Origin of the sequence: Psychrobacillus vulpis, from assembly GCF_006861825.1 — a bacterium.
Taxonomy (GTDB): Bacteria; Bacillota; Bacilli; order Bacillales_A; family Planococcaceae; genus Psychrobacillus; species Psychrobacillus vulpis.
This window is the reverse complement of record NZ_VDGI01000002.1, coordinates 40291-57533: the sequence shown is the minus strand read 5'-3', so window position 1 is coordinate 57533 and position 17243 is coordinate 40291. Positions and strand designations below refer to the sequence as shown.

General features: G+C 38.6%; 14 protein-coding genes. 1 reads left to right on the top strand and 13 read right to left on the bottom strand.

The genetic code is table 11. The features are described 5' to 3' along the window. Positions 1–320 precede the first annotated feature (320 nt). The 8 genes from FG384_RS02815 to FG384_RS02780 form a co-directional block, all read right to left on the bottom strand. Entirely contained in the window at positions 321–932 is a 612-nt protein-coding gene (locus FG384_RS02815) for a thymidine kinase (protein ID WP_142641045.1), read from the bottom strand. Between the two features lie 284 nt (positions 933–1216). Next, positions 1217–1432, bottom strand: coding sequence for a 50S ribosomal protein L31 (gene rpmE, locus FG384_RS02810; protein WP_142641044.1), 216 nt, complete (start codon positions 1430–1432; stop codon positions 1217–1219). A gap of 174 nt (positions 1433–1606) precedes the next feature. After that, a complete protein-coding gene (gene rho / locus FG384_RS02805; protein WP_142641043.1) occupies positions 1607–2890 on the bottom strand; it encodes a transcription termination factor Rho in 1284 nt (427 codons plus the stop codon). Between the two features lie 122 nt (positions 2891–3012). Beyond that, the gene (glpX, locus tag FG384_RS02800; RefSeq protein ID WP_142641042.1) at positions 3013–3975 is read right to left on the bottom strand and encodes a class II fructose-bisphosphatase; all 963 of its coding nucleotides are present in this window, start codon (positions 3973–3975) and stop codon (positions 3013–3015) included. Positions 3976–4067: 92 nt separating this feature from the next. Then, on the bottom strand, positions 4068–5345 hold the full coding sequence (locus FG384_RS02795) for a UDP-N-acetylglucosamine 1-carboxyvinyltransferase (protein WP_142641041.1): 1278 nt from the start codon (positions 5343–5345) through the stop codon (positions 4068–4070). 24 nt (positions 5346–5369) lie between these two features. Further along, the gene (gene fsa, locus FG384_RS02790) at positions 5370–6017 is read right to left on the bottom strand and encodes a fructose-6-phosphate aldolase (RefSeq protein ID WP_142641040.1); all 648 of its coding nucleotides are present in this window, start codon (positions 6015–6017) and stop codon (positions 5370–5372) included. Between the two features lie 90 nt (positions 6018–6107). After that, complete coding sequence (locus FG384_RS02785; protein ID WP_142641039.1) at positions 6108–6965, bottom strand: class II fructose-bisphosphate aldolase; 858 nt, start codon at positions 6963–6965, stop codon at positions 6108–6110. 170 nt (positions 6966–7135) lie between these two features. Beyond that, complete coding sequence (locus FG384_RS02780) at positions 7136–7495, bottom strand: response regulator (RefSeq protein WP_142641038.1); 360 nt, start codon at positions 7493–7495, stop codon at positions 7136–7138. A 141-nt stretch (positions 7496–7636) separates the two neighbouring features. Between FG384_RS02780 and FG384_RS02775 the strand changes: the two genes are divergently transcribed. Further along, positions 7637–8158 carry a DUF2529 family protein gene (locus tag FG384_RS02775; protein WP_338101311.1) on the top strand — a complete coding sequence of 174 codons (522 nt, stop codon included), beginning with the start codon at positions 7637–7639 and terminating at the stop codon, positions 8156–8158. A gap of 847 nt (positions 8159–9005) precedes the next feature. On the opposite strand, the gene FG384_RS02770 is transcribed toward FG384_RS02775, so the two are convergent. From FG384_RS02770 to FG384_RS02750, 5 genes are all read right to left on the bottom strand, one after another. Continuing rightward, positions 9006–10601, bottom strand: coding sequence for a CTP synthase (locus FG384_RS02770; protein ID WP_142641036.1), 1596 nt, complete (start codon positions 10599–10601; stop codon positions 9006–9008). A gap of 641 nt (positions 10602–11242) precedes the next feature. After that, positions 11243–11788 carry a DNA-directed RNA polymerase subunit delta gene (gene rpoE, locus FG384_RS02765; protein WP_205961734.1) on the bottom strand — a complete coding sequence of 182 codons (546 nt, stop codon included), beginning with the start codon at positions 11786–11788 and terminating at the stop codon, positions 11243–11245. A gap of 319 nt (positions 11789–12107) precedes the next feature. After that, on the bottom strand, positions 12108–15365 hold the full coding sequence (gene icmF, locus FG384_RS02760; protein ID WP_142641035.1) for a fused isobutyryl-CoA mutase/GTPase IcmF: 3258 nt from the start codon (positions 15363–15365) through the stop codon (positions 12108–12110). Positions 15366–15471: 106 nt separating this feature from the next. Next, positions 15472–16092 carry a TetR/AcrR family transcriptional regulator gene (locus FG384_RS02755; protein WP_142641034.1) on the bottom strand — a complete coding sequence of 207 codons (621 nt, stop codon included), beginning with the start codon at positions 16090–16092 and terminating at the stop codon, positions 15472–15474. 9 nt (positions 16093–16101) lie between these two features. Beyond that, on the bottom strand, positions 16102–17241 hold the full coding sequence (locus FG384_RS02750; RefSeq protein WP_142641033.1) for an acyl-CoA dehydrogenase: 1140 nt from the start codon (positions 17239–17241) through the stop codon (positions 16102–16104). Positions 17242–17243 lie beyond the last annotated feature (2 nt).

The window sequence follows — 17243 nt, the reverse complement described above, 5'->3', positions numbered from 1 at the left end:
TTTCAGTCTATATCAATTTAAAAGCGTAAGCGCCTGTCACTGTCCCGACAAGCAAATGTGGGATAGCGAGGAGGCAGTTCCCCAGCCACCACAGCTATTTCACATTTGACCTCGAGGGACAAGGCGCTGAAGTCTGGACAACTACTTTCTACTATTATAAAGAAAAATTCCACTAACCGCTACCTTTTCTATTTCAGTATTGTTACTGGTGCCTGGCACCAAAACAAACGTGAAAGTTGAAACAAACACGAATGTTTAAACATTCATGAAAGTTTCAGTGCCAGGCACCAATCACCAAAAACAAAAAAGAGCAGCTATTGCTACTCTCTTGCGTGTTGTTGTTGTAATGTTGTTGTACCAATCGGTACTTCATGGTGATGACGGCATCTTGGTTCGTAAGCTTCTGATGCTCCTACAAGAATAATTGGATCCTCGGCACCGGCAGGTTGTCCATTGATGAGTCGCTGTGTTCTGCTTGCTTCTGAACCACATACAGCGCACACTGCATGAAGTTTCGTTACTTGTTCTGCCATACATAAAATGGCAGGCATCGGACCAAATGGCTTTCCACGAAAATCTTGGTCAAGCCCCGCTACAATTACACGATAGCCATGGTCAGCAAGTTTTGCGACAACATCCACTATTCCTTCATCGAAAAATTGTGTCTCATCTACAGCAATTACATCGATTTCATCGGAAATATGGAGCCAAATTTCTTCTGATTGTTGGATTGGAATCGCAATCGTTGAGGTTCCATCATGACTTACTACTGCCTCTTCACTATACCTATTGTCAATCATCGGCTTAAACACGACAATTTTCTGTTTTGCAAATTGTACACGTCTAATACGACGAATTAGCTCTTCTGATTTACCAGAAAACATACTTCCACATATTACTTCTACCCAGCCCATTTGGGACGTAATAAACATTCAGATACTCCCTTTCAAACAATCTTTACTCATCATACCGAAAAACAAATTAAAAATCTTGTCTTTTATTTATTATGAAAATGTGCTATTGGAAACTTGTTTCCATACACTTCAAATTTTGTATAGATGTTTATGCTGTTTTTTCCTCTATCTATTTATAACATACGAATCTAACTGTCGATACTTAAAAAAATATTTTCATTTTTATGTCTGTTCTTTAGAAGCATCATTTTTCCAAATAAAAATACCTGCAAAACACAATGTGCTTTACAGGTATTTGGTACTTAGTTTTTAGCTTCTTCTTGAATACCGTATTTTTTGTTGAAGCGATCAACACGGCCATCCGCAGCTGCGAATTTTTGACGTCCAGTATAGAATGGATGACAATCGTTACAGAACTCGACTTTAATGTCTGATTTTACAGAACCTGTTTGGAATGTGTTACCACATGAACATGTTACTGTTGCTTCTTTGTAATCTGGATGAATTCCTGCTTTCATCTTTATCTCTCCTCTCGCCCTGAACCATCTGGAACAGAGTTGGTTATGAAACTGATACCTTACACGATCCGAATGATGCCAATCGTATATGTAGCAGAAATTTGTAAACTTACGAAGAACATAATACCATATATTGTTTTAATATGCAAGTTGTTTTGATATGAACTTTTCTTCTTACAGCGTAACTTTTCCGCTACGATGTGCTTTCATTTCTTCCGTAAGTTGTTCAAAAAACGCTTCGTTCGTTTTTGATTGGCGTAACTTTTTCAAGAAGCGCTCTGCAAAATCGGATGTGTCTGAAAATGTTTTGCGAATAGCCCATAGTTTATCAAGCTGCTCTTTTGGAATAAGAAGCTCTTCTTTTCTTGTACCTGAGCGACGAATGTCGATTGCAGGGAACACTCGACGTTCCGCAAGACTTCTATCTAAGTGAAGTTCAAGGTTTCCTGTTCCTTTAAACTCTTCATAAATTACTTCATCCATACGAGATCCAGTGTCAACTAATGCTGTTGCAAGAATTGTTAAGCTACCACCTTCTTCAATATTACGTGCTGCTCCAAAAAATCTTTTTGGACGGTGGAATGCAGCTGGATCAATACCACCGGAAAGTGTACGTCCACTTGGTGGAATAACTAAGTTATAAGCACGTGCTAGGCGGGTGATAGAATCCATTAAAATAATGACATCTCGCTTATGTTCTACTAAACGCATTGCTCTTTCTAAAACTAGTTCCGCAACTTTCACATGATTTTCTGGAACCTCATCAAAAGTAGAGCTGACAACATCAGCTTTAACAGAACGCTCGATGTCCGTTACTTCTTCTGGACGCTCGTCTATTAATAAAACAATAAGCTCTGCATTTGGATGATTCGTTGTAATAGCATTTGCTATTTCTTTTATTAATAATGTTTTACCCGCTTTTGGAGGGGCAACGATTAACCCACGTTGACCATATCCAACTGGTGCGACTAAGTCCATAATTCTAGTTGATAACTTTTCTGAAACAGTTTCTAGTTTAATATGGCGATCAGGATATAATGGTGTAAGTCCTGGAAAATGTACACGTTCTTTTGCAATTTCCGGATCTTCCCCATTTACTAATTCCACATGTAGAAGTCCATAGTAACGTTCACTTTCTTTTGGCGGTCTTACTTTCCCTGTTACTTTATCTCCGTTACGAAGATCAAATCTTCTAATTTGAGAAGCTGAAATATAAATATCCTCGGAACTAGGTGAATAGTTAATAGGACGTAAGAAACCAAAGCCTTCCTGCTGGATAATTTCTAAAACGCCTTCCATAAAGAAAAATCCTTCTTGTTCCGCACGTGATTTTAAAATAGCAAAAATAAGTTCTTTTTTTGAGAGTTTGCTATATGCTGCAACTTTAAACTTCCGTGCCAGAGCATAAAGTTCTTTTAGCGTCATATTTTCTAATTCATTTATTGTCGTTTGTGTCATTGGCAAAGCACCACTCTTTATAATATTTTGTTGTGAAATATTTTCTGGGTTAATTAGGGATGAAGTTTATTAAGAGGATACCCGACCAGATACAGTCGGGTATACATTAAGGAAGTTTAGTTTTATAGAACTAAATTCGGTTTTTTATTTAAGCTATGACGTCCTTCTACAAAACGAATCGTACCTGATTTTGCACGCATAACGATTGAGTGTGTAGAACCAAAAGCTCCTTTAAATTGCACACCGCGAAGTAACTCTCCGTCCGTTACACCAGTAGCAGCAAAAATAGCATCGTCGCCTTTTACCAAGTCTTCCATACGTAAGACCTTGTTTACATCTAGCCCCATTTTGATACAACGAGCTAGCTCAGCATCATCATGTGGTATAAGTTTCCCTTGAATTTCTCCACCTAAACATTTTAATCCTACAGCAGAGATAACTCCTTCAGGAGCTCCACCCATACCGAATAAAATATCTACACCTGTGTTATCGAATGCTGTATTAATAGCTCCAGCAACATCACCATCTGTGATTAACTTGATGCGAGCGCCAGCAGCTCTAATTTCATCGATTATTTTTTGGTGACGCGGACGACCTAAAATCGTTGCCACTACGTCCTCGATATCTTTATTTTTTGCTCGAGCAACTGCTCTTAAATTGTCAATAACAGGTGCGTTAATATCCACTTGGCCAACAGCTTCCGGACCTACAGCAAGTTTTTCCATGTACATATCTGGAGCATGAAGTAAATTTCCGCGATCAGCAATTGCAAGAACTGCAAGTGCATTCCATCCACCTGAAGCTACAATATTCGTACCTTCTAAAGGATCTACTGCTACGTCAACTTGAGGACCACCAGTTCCATGTCCAAGCTTTTCTCCGATATATAACATCGGTGCTTCGTCCATTTCACCTTCCCCAATTACTACGACACCTTCCATTGGAATTGTGTCAAAAACAGTTCGCATTGCAGTAGTTGCTGCATCATCTGCTTCATTTTTTAATCCGCGTCCCATCCAACGAGCAGATGCGATTGCTGCCGCTTCTGTTACACGAACTAACTCCATTGATAAACTACGTTCCATCTAATTTTGCCTCCCGTTTTACGGTTATAATTCCGCCCTGTCTTTCTTCCTGTTACATTGTAGCATATTTTATAAATAAATAATGATGGAAATTATTCATTGTTTATTTCGATTTCTTTTACTTCCACTCTTCTAATGTCAGCACCAAGTCCTTGAAGCTTTTCAATAATTGAGCTATAGCCACGTTCTATATGAAAAATATCTTGTATCTCTGTTTCTCCGTCAGCGATTAACCCTGCAATTACTAGCGCTGCCCCTGCTCGTAAGTCACTGGCACGTACTGTTGCAGCTTCCAAACTCACTGGACCAGTAATAGAAGCCGTTCTGCCGTCTACTCGTCCATTTGCATTCATCCGGCGTAATTCGTCAATTTGTTTAAATCGCGCTGAATAAATACTATCTGTAATTACGGAAGTTCCAGTAGCTTGTGTCATTAATACTGAAAATGGCTGTTGCAAATCAGTCGGAAACCCTGGATATACAAGTGTTTTCACATCTACTGCCTGTAAACTTCTAGGTTTCGGAATAAAAATCTTTTCTTCATACTCTTCTACTTCCACACCCATTTCACGAAGCTTCGCTGTTAAAGCTTCTACGTGAAATGGAATAACGTTATCGATTGTGACGCCATCCCCTGCAACTGCTGCCATAATCATGAATGTTCCTGCTTCTATTCGATCTGGAATTATCGTATGCTTCGTACCATGCAGTTCTTCCACTCCGTCAATACGAATAACATTCGTTCCGGCACCTTTAATGTTTGCTCCCATATTAGATAATAGAGTAGCAACATCAATGATTTCAGGTTCTTTCGCAGCATTTTCAATGATCGTTCTACCTTTAGCAAGTACAGCAGCAAGCATAATATTAATAGTTGCACCTACACTTACAACGTCTAAATAAATTTTAGAGCCAACCAATTCTTCTGCGCGCAAATATATAGCACCATGTTCATTTGATACATTAGCCCCTAAGGCTTCAAAACCTTTAATATGCTGATCAATTGGTCGTGGTCCTAGGTGGCATCCTCCTGGTAAACCTATAGCAGCTTTCTTAAATTTACCGAGAAGTGCTCCCATTAAGTAATACGATGCACGCAGCTTTTTTATATTGCCATTAGGAAGCGGCATATCTACAACATTTGTTGGATCGATTATCATCGTGCCATCTTTAAATGTGACTTCCGCTCCTACTTCTTCTAAAATTTCTTTCAAAGTCCATACGTCTAAAATTTCAGGTAATCCTTCGATAGTAACAGGAGAGTTCGCCAGCAAGGAAGCAGGAATAAGTGCTACTGCACTATTTTTTGCTCCACTTACTTTAATCGTACCGTGTAGACGATTTGCCCCTTTTATTTTGTAAACTTCCATACCATACGTTTCTCCTTCGTCTTGTTACTCGCTTTTACGATTGTTCCAATCCGCTAGAAATCCTTCAATTCCTTTATCCGTTAATGGATGGTGGAAAAGTTGCTTTAATACTTTAAACGGTGTTGTAGAAATATGTGCACCATTTAACGCTGCATCTGTAATATGTTGTGGGTGTCTGATAGAAGCAGCAATAATCTCTGTATCAATATGATGGATTTCAAAAATTTGAGCAATCTTCGCAATCAATTCCATACCATCATGCCCAATATCGTCCAAGCGCCCTAAAAATGGAGATACATATGTTGCACCCGCACGTGCTGCAAGTAGTGCTTGGTTTGCACTAAAAATAAGTGTTACGTTTGTTTTAATTCCTTCTGAACGAAATACGGAACATGCTTTTAATCCTTCTGGTGTCATTGGAAGCTTAACTGTAATGTTCGGTGCTATAGCAGCAAGTTCTCTTCCCTCTTTAATCATGCCTTCAGCATCTAAAGAGATTACTTCTGCACTAACTGAACCGTCTACCAATGCCGTAATTTCACGAAGACGGTCATGGAAAGAAATATTTTCTTTCGCTACTAGCGATGGATTCGTTGTCACTCCTGATAGAATGCCCCAAGCGTGCGCTTCTTTTATTTCTTCAAAATTAGCTGTATCTATAAAAAACTTCATATTAATAATATCCTCCTTGATAATGGAAAAATAGGAGAAGGTTCCAGTTAAACCGAACGCTTCTCCTGTAAATCTATTTATGTTAGTAAATTAGGCTTTGTTTGCACTTCCAAATTCACGCATTTTACCGATAACCGTTGCTTTAATCGCCTCACGTGCTGGGATTAAATATTTTCGAGGGTCATATTGCGCTGGATTTTCGTCTAAATAGGCACGAATTGCTTTTGTAGCAGAAATTTGGTTTTCTGTATTCACATTAATTTTCGCTGTTCCAAGAGAAATAGCGCGTGTAATATCATGTGTTGGAATTCCAGTACCACCATGTAACACTAATGGTAGGTCTGCTAGTTGTGATATTTCTTCCATCTCTTTAAATCCTAAGTTTGGTTCACCTTTGTATGGACCATGAACAGAACCTAATGCTGGAGCTAAGCAATCAATTGCAGTACGTTTTACTAGTTCCGCGCACTCTGCTGGATCTGCATAAATAACACCATCAGCCACTACGTCATCTTCCTGTCCGCCAACTGTACCAAGCTCTGCTTCTACAGAAACATTATGTGCATGCGCATATTCCACTACTTGTGAAGTAATTTCTACATTTTCTTCAAACGGATGATGTGAAGCGTCAATCATTACAGAAGTGAATCCTGCGTCAATTGCTGCTTTACATTTTTCAAAGCTAGAGCCATGATCTAAGTGAATTGCAACTGGAACAGACGTTTTATAGTCTTCCATTAGTCCTTTTACCATATGTACGACTGTAGTGAAGCCACCCATATATTTTGCTGCACCTTCGGAAACACCTAAAATGACTGGAGACTTTTCTTCTTCCGCAGCTTGTAAAATAGCTTGAGTAAATTCAAGATTATTTATATTGAATTGCCCTACTGCATATCCTTCTTTTTTCCCTTTTTCAAGCATTTCTTTCATCGATACTAAAGCCATTTAAATGGACCTCCTCTATTTGCTTTTACACTCATTTAAATTCTTATATCTATTTTTCTAGCTACAGACGCCGACTATTTGAACTCAAATAGCACACTTTATAGCGCCTTCCACTTTTCTTGTTTCATCATAACAAAAACAGGCGATGTTTTCCACTGCCTGCCTATATGCTATTCATTTAATAAGTTACTGACGGAATCACGGACTTCAAATATATCAAAAGGTTTCGTAAAGTACAGTGATGCTCCTAAATCTTTTGCTTCTTGGATAATATTTAATTCTCCATATGCTGTCATCATCATAACAGGTAGAGCAGGAAACTTTTCTTTTAAGTATTTTAATATTTGAATTCCATCCATTCCAGGAATTTTCATGTCTAGTAAAACACCATCAATTGATTCCTTACTTGCAATATCCAATGCTTCTTGACCATTTGAAGCCAAACTCACTTTATAACCTTCTTGTGAAAAAACTTCTTTCAAGAGCATCCTTATTCCTAGTTGATCATCTACTATTAAAATGTGTTTCATGATGTCTAAGCCCCTTTTATTAAAATTTCCCCTTCTTATACTATTCGCTACTAATTTCCACATTCCTTCAAAAGAATCTAATAATTTCCCGTTTTACGTTAACCATCCACTACTTTATAATAACAAAGAGGTGAAAATATCATGAAAATATTAACAACACAGCTTTATGGTCTACTACAAAGAATTGCAACTTCCGAAGAAGAGAATATAGAAGAAACAGCTCGATTACTTGCACAAGCTGCAGCTCGAGAAGGTACTATTTATTTTGCGACGTTCGGAGAAATGCAGAGTATCACAATTAACGCAAAATATGCTGTAGAGCCCTTTCCTAGTATGCAGGTTTTTACCGAAGATACTAAGCTTACTAGTGCGGATCGTGTTTGGATTATTACACGATCTAGCGAAAACGAAGATGCATTGGCACTTGCAGAAAAATTAAGTGATGCTTTCATTCCATTTAGTGCAACTGCCGCAGATCCTACAAGTGATGAAAATAAACTCGCAAACCTTGCATATACATATATTTCGTTGAAGCTATCAAAAGGTTTAATCCCCGCAGAAGATGGAAGCAGAGTTGTACAGCCCTATGCATTAAGTGCCATGTTCGTATATGAAGCAGTAAAAATGAAACTCGACGAAATGCTCTTCGTTGAAGAAGAATAAGAAAATGCCCAAGGAGATTCTAACTTTCTTTGGGCATTTATTTATTTGTTTAAGCTTAGTACACATTGGTCTCGGTCACCAGTCATTTAGTCGCTGTTGCGCATTTATTACGTAATATGCGCAACCTTCCTTTAAGTGCATCTTCTTTCATCGTTTCTAGCGTGCTTTGGACAGCATGTAGGCCATCTTATTACCGGATAAGTAAATACTTTATTATTTCTAGAAAATCGTTGAAAAAGGCGACACTCCTGCGGGAATAGCGTTAGCCGAAGACCCCGCAGCGAAGGAGGTCACTGAAAAACTCTATTACAGAATTTATTCATGATAAATATTTGATGTGACTATATTACGTACTATAGGATTTAGTACGGCGGCGTGAGACTCCTGTGGGAAAGCGAGACAGACGAGACCCCACACGAAGCGTAGCGCAGGAGGAGGCTCGGCGCTCGCCCACGGAAAGGGAACAGAGCCGTGCTAAATCCAATTATAAAGTCTTTTCTGCGACGAGATTTTCGCAGTAGCAAATATTTATCAGAAAAATTATGAGAACTGCACTTTTTCAGTGGCCACCAGCGAAGCGAGGAGGCTGAGGCAACGCCCGCGGAAAGGGAGCCATTTCAACGATTTTCTTATCTATGGAGTTATTGTACAACTCCGTCTGGCAAAGCTGATTAAAGGTACTTTTTCAGTGCCCTCGAAGCGAAGGACTATTTGATAGATAATTTATTGGAATGACACTCTTTCTGCGCCATTATTACTATCCCTAGTAAAAGGTTCATAGTACATCAATTTTATATACTTTTTTATTTAAAAAAGCAGTTCGACAAGTCGAACTGCTCTGCATTTATTATTTTTCTACTGCTGCTTTGATGAACTCACGGAATAATGGTTGTGGACGTTGTGGACGTGACACAAATTCCGGATGGAACTGAGAAGCTACGAAGAATGGGTGTTCTGGAAGCTCGATGATTTCGATTAATCGACCATCTGGGCTTGTACCAGAGAACACGAATCCAGCTGCTTCGAATTGCTCACGGTATTCGTTGTTGAATTCATAACGGTGACGGTGACGTTCGTACACAAGCTCTTCGCCATATGCTTCGTGTGCTTTTGAACCAACTGTCAATTTACATGGGAATAATCCAAGACGAAGTGTTCCACCTAAGTCTTCTATGTCTTTTTGTTCTGGCAATAAATCAATAATTGGATGTGCTGTATTTGGATCTAGTTCTGACGAATGAGCACCTTGTAATTCTAAAATAGAACGTGCGAATTCAACTGTTGCAAGTTGCATTCCTAAACAAATACCTAGGAAAGGAATATTGTTTTCACGAGCAAATTTTGTAGCAGAGATTTTCCCTTCTACACCACGGTCTCCAAATCCACCAGGAACAAGAATTCCGTCAACATCCGAAAGAATTCCTGCAACATTTGCGTCATTGACATGCTCTGCATTTACCCATTTCACTTCAACATCTGCATCAAATTTGTAACCAGCATGTTTCATTGCTTCTACAACTGAAATGTATGCATCTTGAAGTTCTACATATTTACCAACTAAACCAATACGTACTTTTTTCGTTAAAGATTTCACTTGATCAACTAATGCTTTCCAGTCTGTCATATCCGCTTCTTTTGTATTAAGTTGGAAATGATCCACAACGATTTGGTCTAAATGTTGTTGTTGAAGCATTAATGGAATTTCATATAACGAATCTGCATCGATACATTCAATTACTTCTTCTGGTTTAATATCACAGAAAAGAGCAATTTTATCTTTCATATCTTGAGGAACAGGCATTTCCGAACGAACAACAATGACATTTGGTTGAATACCTAGACTGCGTAGTTCTTTCACACTATGTTGAGTTGGCTTTGTTTTCATTTCACCAGCTGCTTTAATGAAAGGAACTAATGTACAGTGAACGTACATCACATTATTGCTACCTACGTCACGTTTCATTTGACGGATTGTTTCTAAGAATGGAAGTGATTCGATATCTCCAACAGTTCCACCGATTTCCGTAATAACGATATCTGCATGTGTTTCTTTTGCAGCTAAAAATAAACGTTGTTTAATTTCGTTTGTAATATGTGGAATTACTTGTACTGTTCCACCGTTATAATCACCACGACGCTCTTTTCTTAAAACAGAGGAGTACACTTTTCCTGTCGTGATGTTCGAGTACTTGTTTAAATTGATGTCGATAAAACGCTCGTAATGACCTAAGTCTAAATCCGTTTCTGCACCATCATCTGTAACGAAAACTTCTCCGTGTTGATACGGACTCATTGTTCCAGGGTCTAAGTTAATGTATGGATCAAATTTTTGAATTGTTACATTCAACCCTCTGTTTTTTAATAAACGGCCAAGTGAAGCAGCCGTAATTCCTTTTCCTAGTGAAGATACAACCCCACCAGTAACAAAAATAAATTTAGTCATTTTTTGTCCTCCTCTATTAATAATAAATTCGCCTTGGGGAATTTTGTTCCTGCACAAAGCTCGTCGCTGGAAACATATCAATTGGTTAGCCAATTGCACTTCTTGACAAAATCTGTGGAATCCGCCGGAGGCTTTATCCTTATACAGCATTCAGCAAAAGTGAAAATTCTATGCTCCTGTCGCTTCGCTTTCGTCGCAGAAAAAAATTTGCTCCTGTCGCTTCGCTTTCGTCGCAGAAAAAAATTTGCTCCTGTCGCTTCGCTTTCGTCGCAGAAAAAAATTTGCTCCTGTCGCTTCGCTTTCGTCGCAGAAAAAAATTTGCTCCTGTCGCTTCGCTTTCGTCGCAGAAAAAAATTTTGCTTCTGTCGCTTCGCTTTCGTCGCAGAAAAAAATTTTGCTTCTGTCGCTTCGCTTTCGTCGCAGAAAAAAATTTTGCTTCTGTCGCTTCGCTTTCGTCGCAGAAAAAAATTTTGCTTCTGTCGCTTCGTTTTGTCGCAGAAAGTAAATTGCTGATTAAGGTAATACAATAACAAAAAGCGCTCCGCCTGCTATTTTGGCAGGGGAGCGCATATGCACATAAGTACTGTCTCTTAAAAAGAGCCCAATAGAATTTTATAGCGTATAGATAAAGAAGTCAAGAATTATTCTTCGTCTTCCAAATCTTCGTCGTCGAGATCCTCTTCGTCATCGATAATTTCAAATTCATCTTCATCTTCATCGATTAAGTCTTCTTCAATCACTTCATCAATTTCTTCTTCAACGAAATCTAATGTTTCATCATCATCTTCTTCTTCGTCGTCTTCAATAAACTCATCGAATTCTTCCTCGAAAATGATTTCATCTTCGTCCACTTCTTCTAAATCGTCATCCTCTGTTGCTTTAGCTTTCTTTTTACGTACCTTCACAGTAGGAGCTGTCTCTTCTTCAATTTGTTCTACTGGGTACCATTCTCTTAGTCCCCATTTATTTTCAGCTGTTGCTAAAAATCGTCCATCAATATTCATATCTGTATAGAACTGAAGCTTGCGGGATTCCATGTCTTCATCCGATAAACCATTCATATTTTGTATCTCATTAAACAAATCATTTAATGTTAAGGAATTTTTCTTATCTTCTAAAATCGCGAATCCTAAGTCTATTAATGATTCTTCTTGTAGTTGTGCTTTTGTCATTTCACGAAAATTCAAATCGTGCACGTCCTTTCTATGTCCGTTTGCATACTTCCCATTATATACAAACAATTATGTAATATGCTACATTCATTTATTCTTTTTGAATAGAGAAATTTTCACCCCTGCTAACGCAAACAAATAAAATGAAAGGGAGAGCAAAGGAATTGATCCCAGTTGTTTATTATATAAGAAAATAGTAAGTAGTAGGAGTATTATAATGACCATTATGTGAATAGGTTTTTTCATGCCATTTCTCCTTTACTACATATTAGCTTTATTATACAAAAAAATAAGTAAAAAGTGTCCCGATAATACATCGAGACACTAGTTTTTTTTACATATTTCTTCTATATTGCCCTCCGACCTCATAAAGAGCGTTCGTAATTTGCCCTAGACTAGCCTTTTGAACGGTCGACATTAGCTCTTCAAAAATATTTCCACCAGTGATTGCTACTTGCTTCAGACGATCCAGCGCTTCGCTTGACTCTAACTTGTGCTTTTCATGGAAATTGCCAAGGTTAGTAATTTGCGTTTCTTTTTCTTCTATTGTTGCACGTGCAAGCTCCATATTATCAATGTCTTCTGCGGAAGGTGGATTCGGATTTAAATATGTGTTCACACCGATGATTGGAAGTTCACCTGTATGCTTTTTCATTTCATAGTACATAGATTCTTCTTGAATTTTTCCACGTTGGTACTGAGTCTCCATCGCACCAAGCACTCCACCACGGTCGTTGATTCGGTCAAATTCAGAAAGAACTGCTTCTTCTACAAGATCTGTCATTTCTTCGATAATGAAAGCACCTTGAAGTGGATTTTCATTTTTCGATAATCCATGCTCTTTTGTAATAATCATTTGGATCGCCATCGCACGACGAACAGATTCCTCTGTTGGAGTTGTGATAGCTTCATCGTACGCATTTGTATGAAGAGAATTACAGTTATCTTGTAATGCCATTAATGCTTGTAGTGTCGTTCGAATATCATTAAAGTCAATTTCTTGTGCATGTAGACTTCTACCAGAAGTTTGTACATGGTATTTTAGTTTCTGACTTCGATCATTCGCACCATATTTATCGCGCATTACTACCGACCAAATTCGACGAGCAACACGTCCGATAACTGTATACTCTGGGTCTAAACCATTTGAGAAGAAGAATGATAAGTTTGGCGCAAAATCATCTATATGCATACCACGACTCAAATAGTATTCCACATAAGTAAAGCCATTTGCAAGCGTAAATGCTAGTTGTGAAATTGGATTTGCTCCTGCTTCTGCAATATGGTATCCAGAAATAGAAACCGAATAATAATTTCGAACTTTTTGATCAATAAAGTATTGTTGTATATCGCCCATCATACGAAGTGCAAATTCTGTAGAGAAAATACAAGTATTTTGTCCTTGGTCTTCTTTTAATATATCTGCTTGCACTGTTCCTCGAACTACTTGCAATGTTGCAGCCTTCACTTGTGCAAACTCTTCTATAGTAAGTGTACGACCAAGCTCTTCCTCACGAATACGTACTTGTTGATCAATAGCAGTATTCATGAACATCGCTAAAATAATTGGAGCTGGCCCATTTATCGTCATCGATACCGAAGTTGATGGCGCACATAAATCAAAACCATCATATAGCTTTTTCATATCTTCAAGCGTACAAATACTTACACCTGATTCACCGACTTTTCCATATATATCAGGACGATGGTCTGGATCTTCTCCGTATAAAGTCACTGAGTCAAATGCAGTAGAAAGACGTTTTGCATCATCGTCTTTTGATAAATAGTGAAATCTTCGATTAGTACGTTCCGGCGTTCCTTCTCCAGCAAATTGTCGTTTTGGATCTTCCCCTTCTCGTTTAAAAGGGAATACTCCTGCTGTATATGGGAATGAGCCTGGTACATTCTCTTTGTAAACCCATTTTAATATTTCACCGTAATCGACAAATTTCGGCAGAACTACTTTTGGTATTTTCAAACCGGATAAACTTTCTGTACGAAGTAATGTACGAATTTCTTTATCACGAATTTTCGTGACGAATTCATCCCCTGCATATGCTTCTTTTAAAGTTGCCCAATTTTCTAATATACGCTTCGATTCTGCAGTTAGTTCGTCACGTATTCCGGAAGCTAGTGATTCTAATGATTGTACTAATGCGTCATTAGCCGCTTTTTCATTAACAGCTTCAATTGCTCCTTCTAATTGAAACAATCTTCTCGCAAATGCCACTTGCTCTTCTGATTTTTTATGGTACCCACGAACCGCATCTGTAATTTCGCGGAGATAATATCGTCGATCATTTGGAATGATCACGTTTTGCTTTTGTGTTTTAATAAATTGTTCGTACGATGTTTCCCAATTTGAACCCGTTTTTTCATTTAAGACTGCAACTAAAGCTGCAAATAAAGAATTTGTTCCTTTGTCATTAAACTGGCTAGCAATTGTACCGTAAACTGGCATAGTGTCTAACTCATCATGCCATAACTCACGACTACGTTGATATTGCTTTTGCACTTGGCGCAGTGCATCCTCCGAGCCTTTACGTTCAAATTTATTGATGACAATTAGATCCGCATAGTCAATCATGTCGATTTTTTCTAATTGAGAAGGTGCTCCGAACTCACTTGTCATTACATACATCGAAACATCTGATACATTTGTAATTTCAGCGTCCCCTTGTCCGATACCACTAGTTTCCACAATGATTAAATCGTATCCCGCGACCTTTACAACATCTAGAACATCCGCTATTGCACCAGATAATTCCGTGCGAGATCCTCGTGTCGCTAAACTTCGCATAAATACTCGATTATTGAAGATTGCATTCATACGAATGCGATCACCAAGCAATGCTCCACCTGTTTTTTGCTTCGTCGGATCAATGGAAAGTACAGCAATCTTTTTATCAGGCAATTCATGAAGGAATCTGCGAATTAACTCATCCGTTAGTGAACTTTTACCTGCTCCACCAGTCCCCGTAATACCTAGTACCGGTGTACCTTTAGAAAGGCTTTTTGCTTGCTCCATCATTCCTTTTGCTTCGGAATCCCCTGTTTGGTGTGCTTCCTCGGCTACTGTTATCAAATGGGCAAGAACTTCTGGATTTTCTGTAGAAACAGATGTAATTTCATCTTTTACACCAGAAGCTTTTGTAGGTACATCACATTCTATTAACATATGATTAATCATGCCTTGAAGGCCCAATTTACGACCATCTTCAGGCGAGAAAATACCGGAAATTCCGTATTCTTGTAATTCCTTAATCTCTTTAGGGATAATTACTCCGCCGCCCCCACCATAAATACGGATATGTGGTGCACCGCGTTCTACGAGTAAATCCTTCATATATTTAAAATACTCAACATGTCCTCCTTGATAGGAAGAAATTGCAATCCCTTGAACATCCTCTTGAATAGCAGCATTTACTACTTCTTCTACCGAGCGGTTATGACCTAAATGTATAACCTCTGCTCCACTCGCTTGTAAAATACGACGCATTATATTAATCGATGCATCATGGCCGTCAAATAGGCTTGATGCCGTTACAAAACGAACATGATTTTTTGGACGATATACTTCTACCGTAGACATGTTGTTCCCCCTTTGTTTTATTTAAACATTTACTGTCCAGCTATAGCGCAATGCTCTTCGCAGAAGAGCGTGCCTGCCAGGGCAGACATAGGCGCTTTCGCTTTTCTTATTTCCCCATCCCATTGAGTACGAATTCGATTTGAAGGTCTGAAAATTGTTCCATTGAAAATTCCTTGCGCAAAGCCCATCTTCTAAATGCCCACATTTGCCCTTGTACGACTAACGTATGTGCATAGAGTTTTGCTTGTGCATTTGTCAGCTTAAGCTCCCCAACTTGTGTACAGCCGACAAGAATTTTGTGAAATAATTCCACCATTTCTAGTTCTTTTTTATAAACATATTCAAGAGCACTTTTCGGTAAAGATTTGGACTCTTGATACATAACAACGAACTCATCCTGCATATCGTCAATCACCCCATAATAATGACGTATTGCAGTTTTTAAGTCCTCTATCGTGCCATTTTCCAACGTAATCTGCGATAATTTGTCGTGCACTTCATTGTAAATACTATCGCAAACTAAATAGAGCACATCTTCTTTTGTTCTAATATATTCATAGAGTGTACCTATACTAAAACCAGCTTCTTTTGCAATTTCTCTCGTTGTGGTACGGTGAAAACCTTTTTCTTTGAATAAAGTAACAGCTGCACGAATTATTTGGAGACGCCTTTTTTCGATAAGACTTTCATCCTTTACAGATGTCTGCACTTCATGCTTTTTTTCCATAGGCATCTATTACTTTGTTAACATACGAGAAATAACAAGACGTTGAATTTCTTGAGTTCCCTCGTAAATTTGAGTTATTTTTGCATCACGCATATAGCGTTCTACTGGGTAATCTTTTGTATAACCATATCCACCGAAAACTTGCACCGCTTCTGTTGTCACTTTCATCGCTGTATCACCTGCCATTAATTTAGCCATGGCAGACTCTTTACCATATGGAAGTCCATTTGACTCTAACCAAGCTGCTTGATAAGTAAGTAGTCGTGATGCTTCCGTTGCAGTTGCCATGTCTGCCAGTTTGAAAGACACCCCTTGGTTCGCAACGATTGGCTTACCAAATTGAACACGTTCTTTTGCATATCCTACTGATGCATCCAGCGCCCCTTGCGCAATCCCTACAGCTTGAGCAGCAATCCCGTTACGTCCACCATCTAATGTCTTCATTGCAATGATGAAGCCTTCTCCTTCTTCTCCAAGAAGATTTTCTTTTGGTACTCGGCAATTATCAAAAATAATTTCTGTCGTTGGTGAAGAACGAATACCTAGTTTCTTTTCTTTTTTCCCTACAGAGAATCCTTCAAATCCTGCCTCTACGATAAATGCGCTTGTACCTTTATGCTTAGATTCTGCATCCGTTACTGCAAAAACTACATAAATGTCTGCAATTCCACCATTTGTAATGAAAATTTTGGAACCATTTAATACATAGTGATCGCCGTCTAACTTAGCAGTTGTTTTCATGCCTCCTGCATCAGAACCTGAACCGGCTTCTGTTAAACCGTACCCACCAATTTTTGATCCTTCCGCCATTGGACGAAGGTATTTTTGTTTTTGCTCTTCATTCCCATATTTGAAAATTGGCCATCCAGCAAGTGAAGTGTGTGCAGAAAGTGTTACTCCTGTAGATGCACAAACGCGTGAAAGTTCCTCTACAGCGATGCAATACGCAAGATAATCAGACCCGATTCCACCGTATTCTTCTGGCCAAGGGATACCTGTTAATCCAAGCTCCGCCATTTTATCAAAAATCTCACGGTCAAAGCGCTCTTCTTCATCACGCTCTGCAGCAGTTGGTGCTACTTCATTTTCTGCAAAATCACGTACCATTTTACGAATCATTTCATGTTCTTCTGAAAGTTGAAAGTTCATTT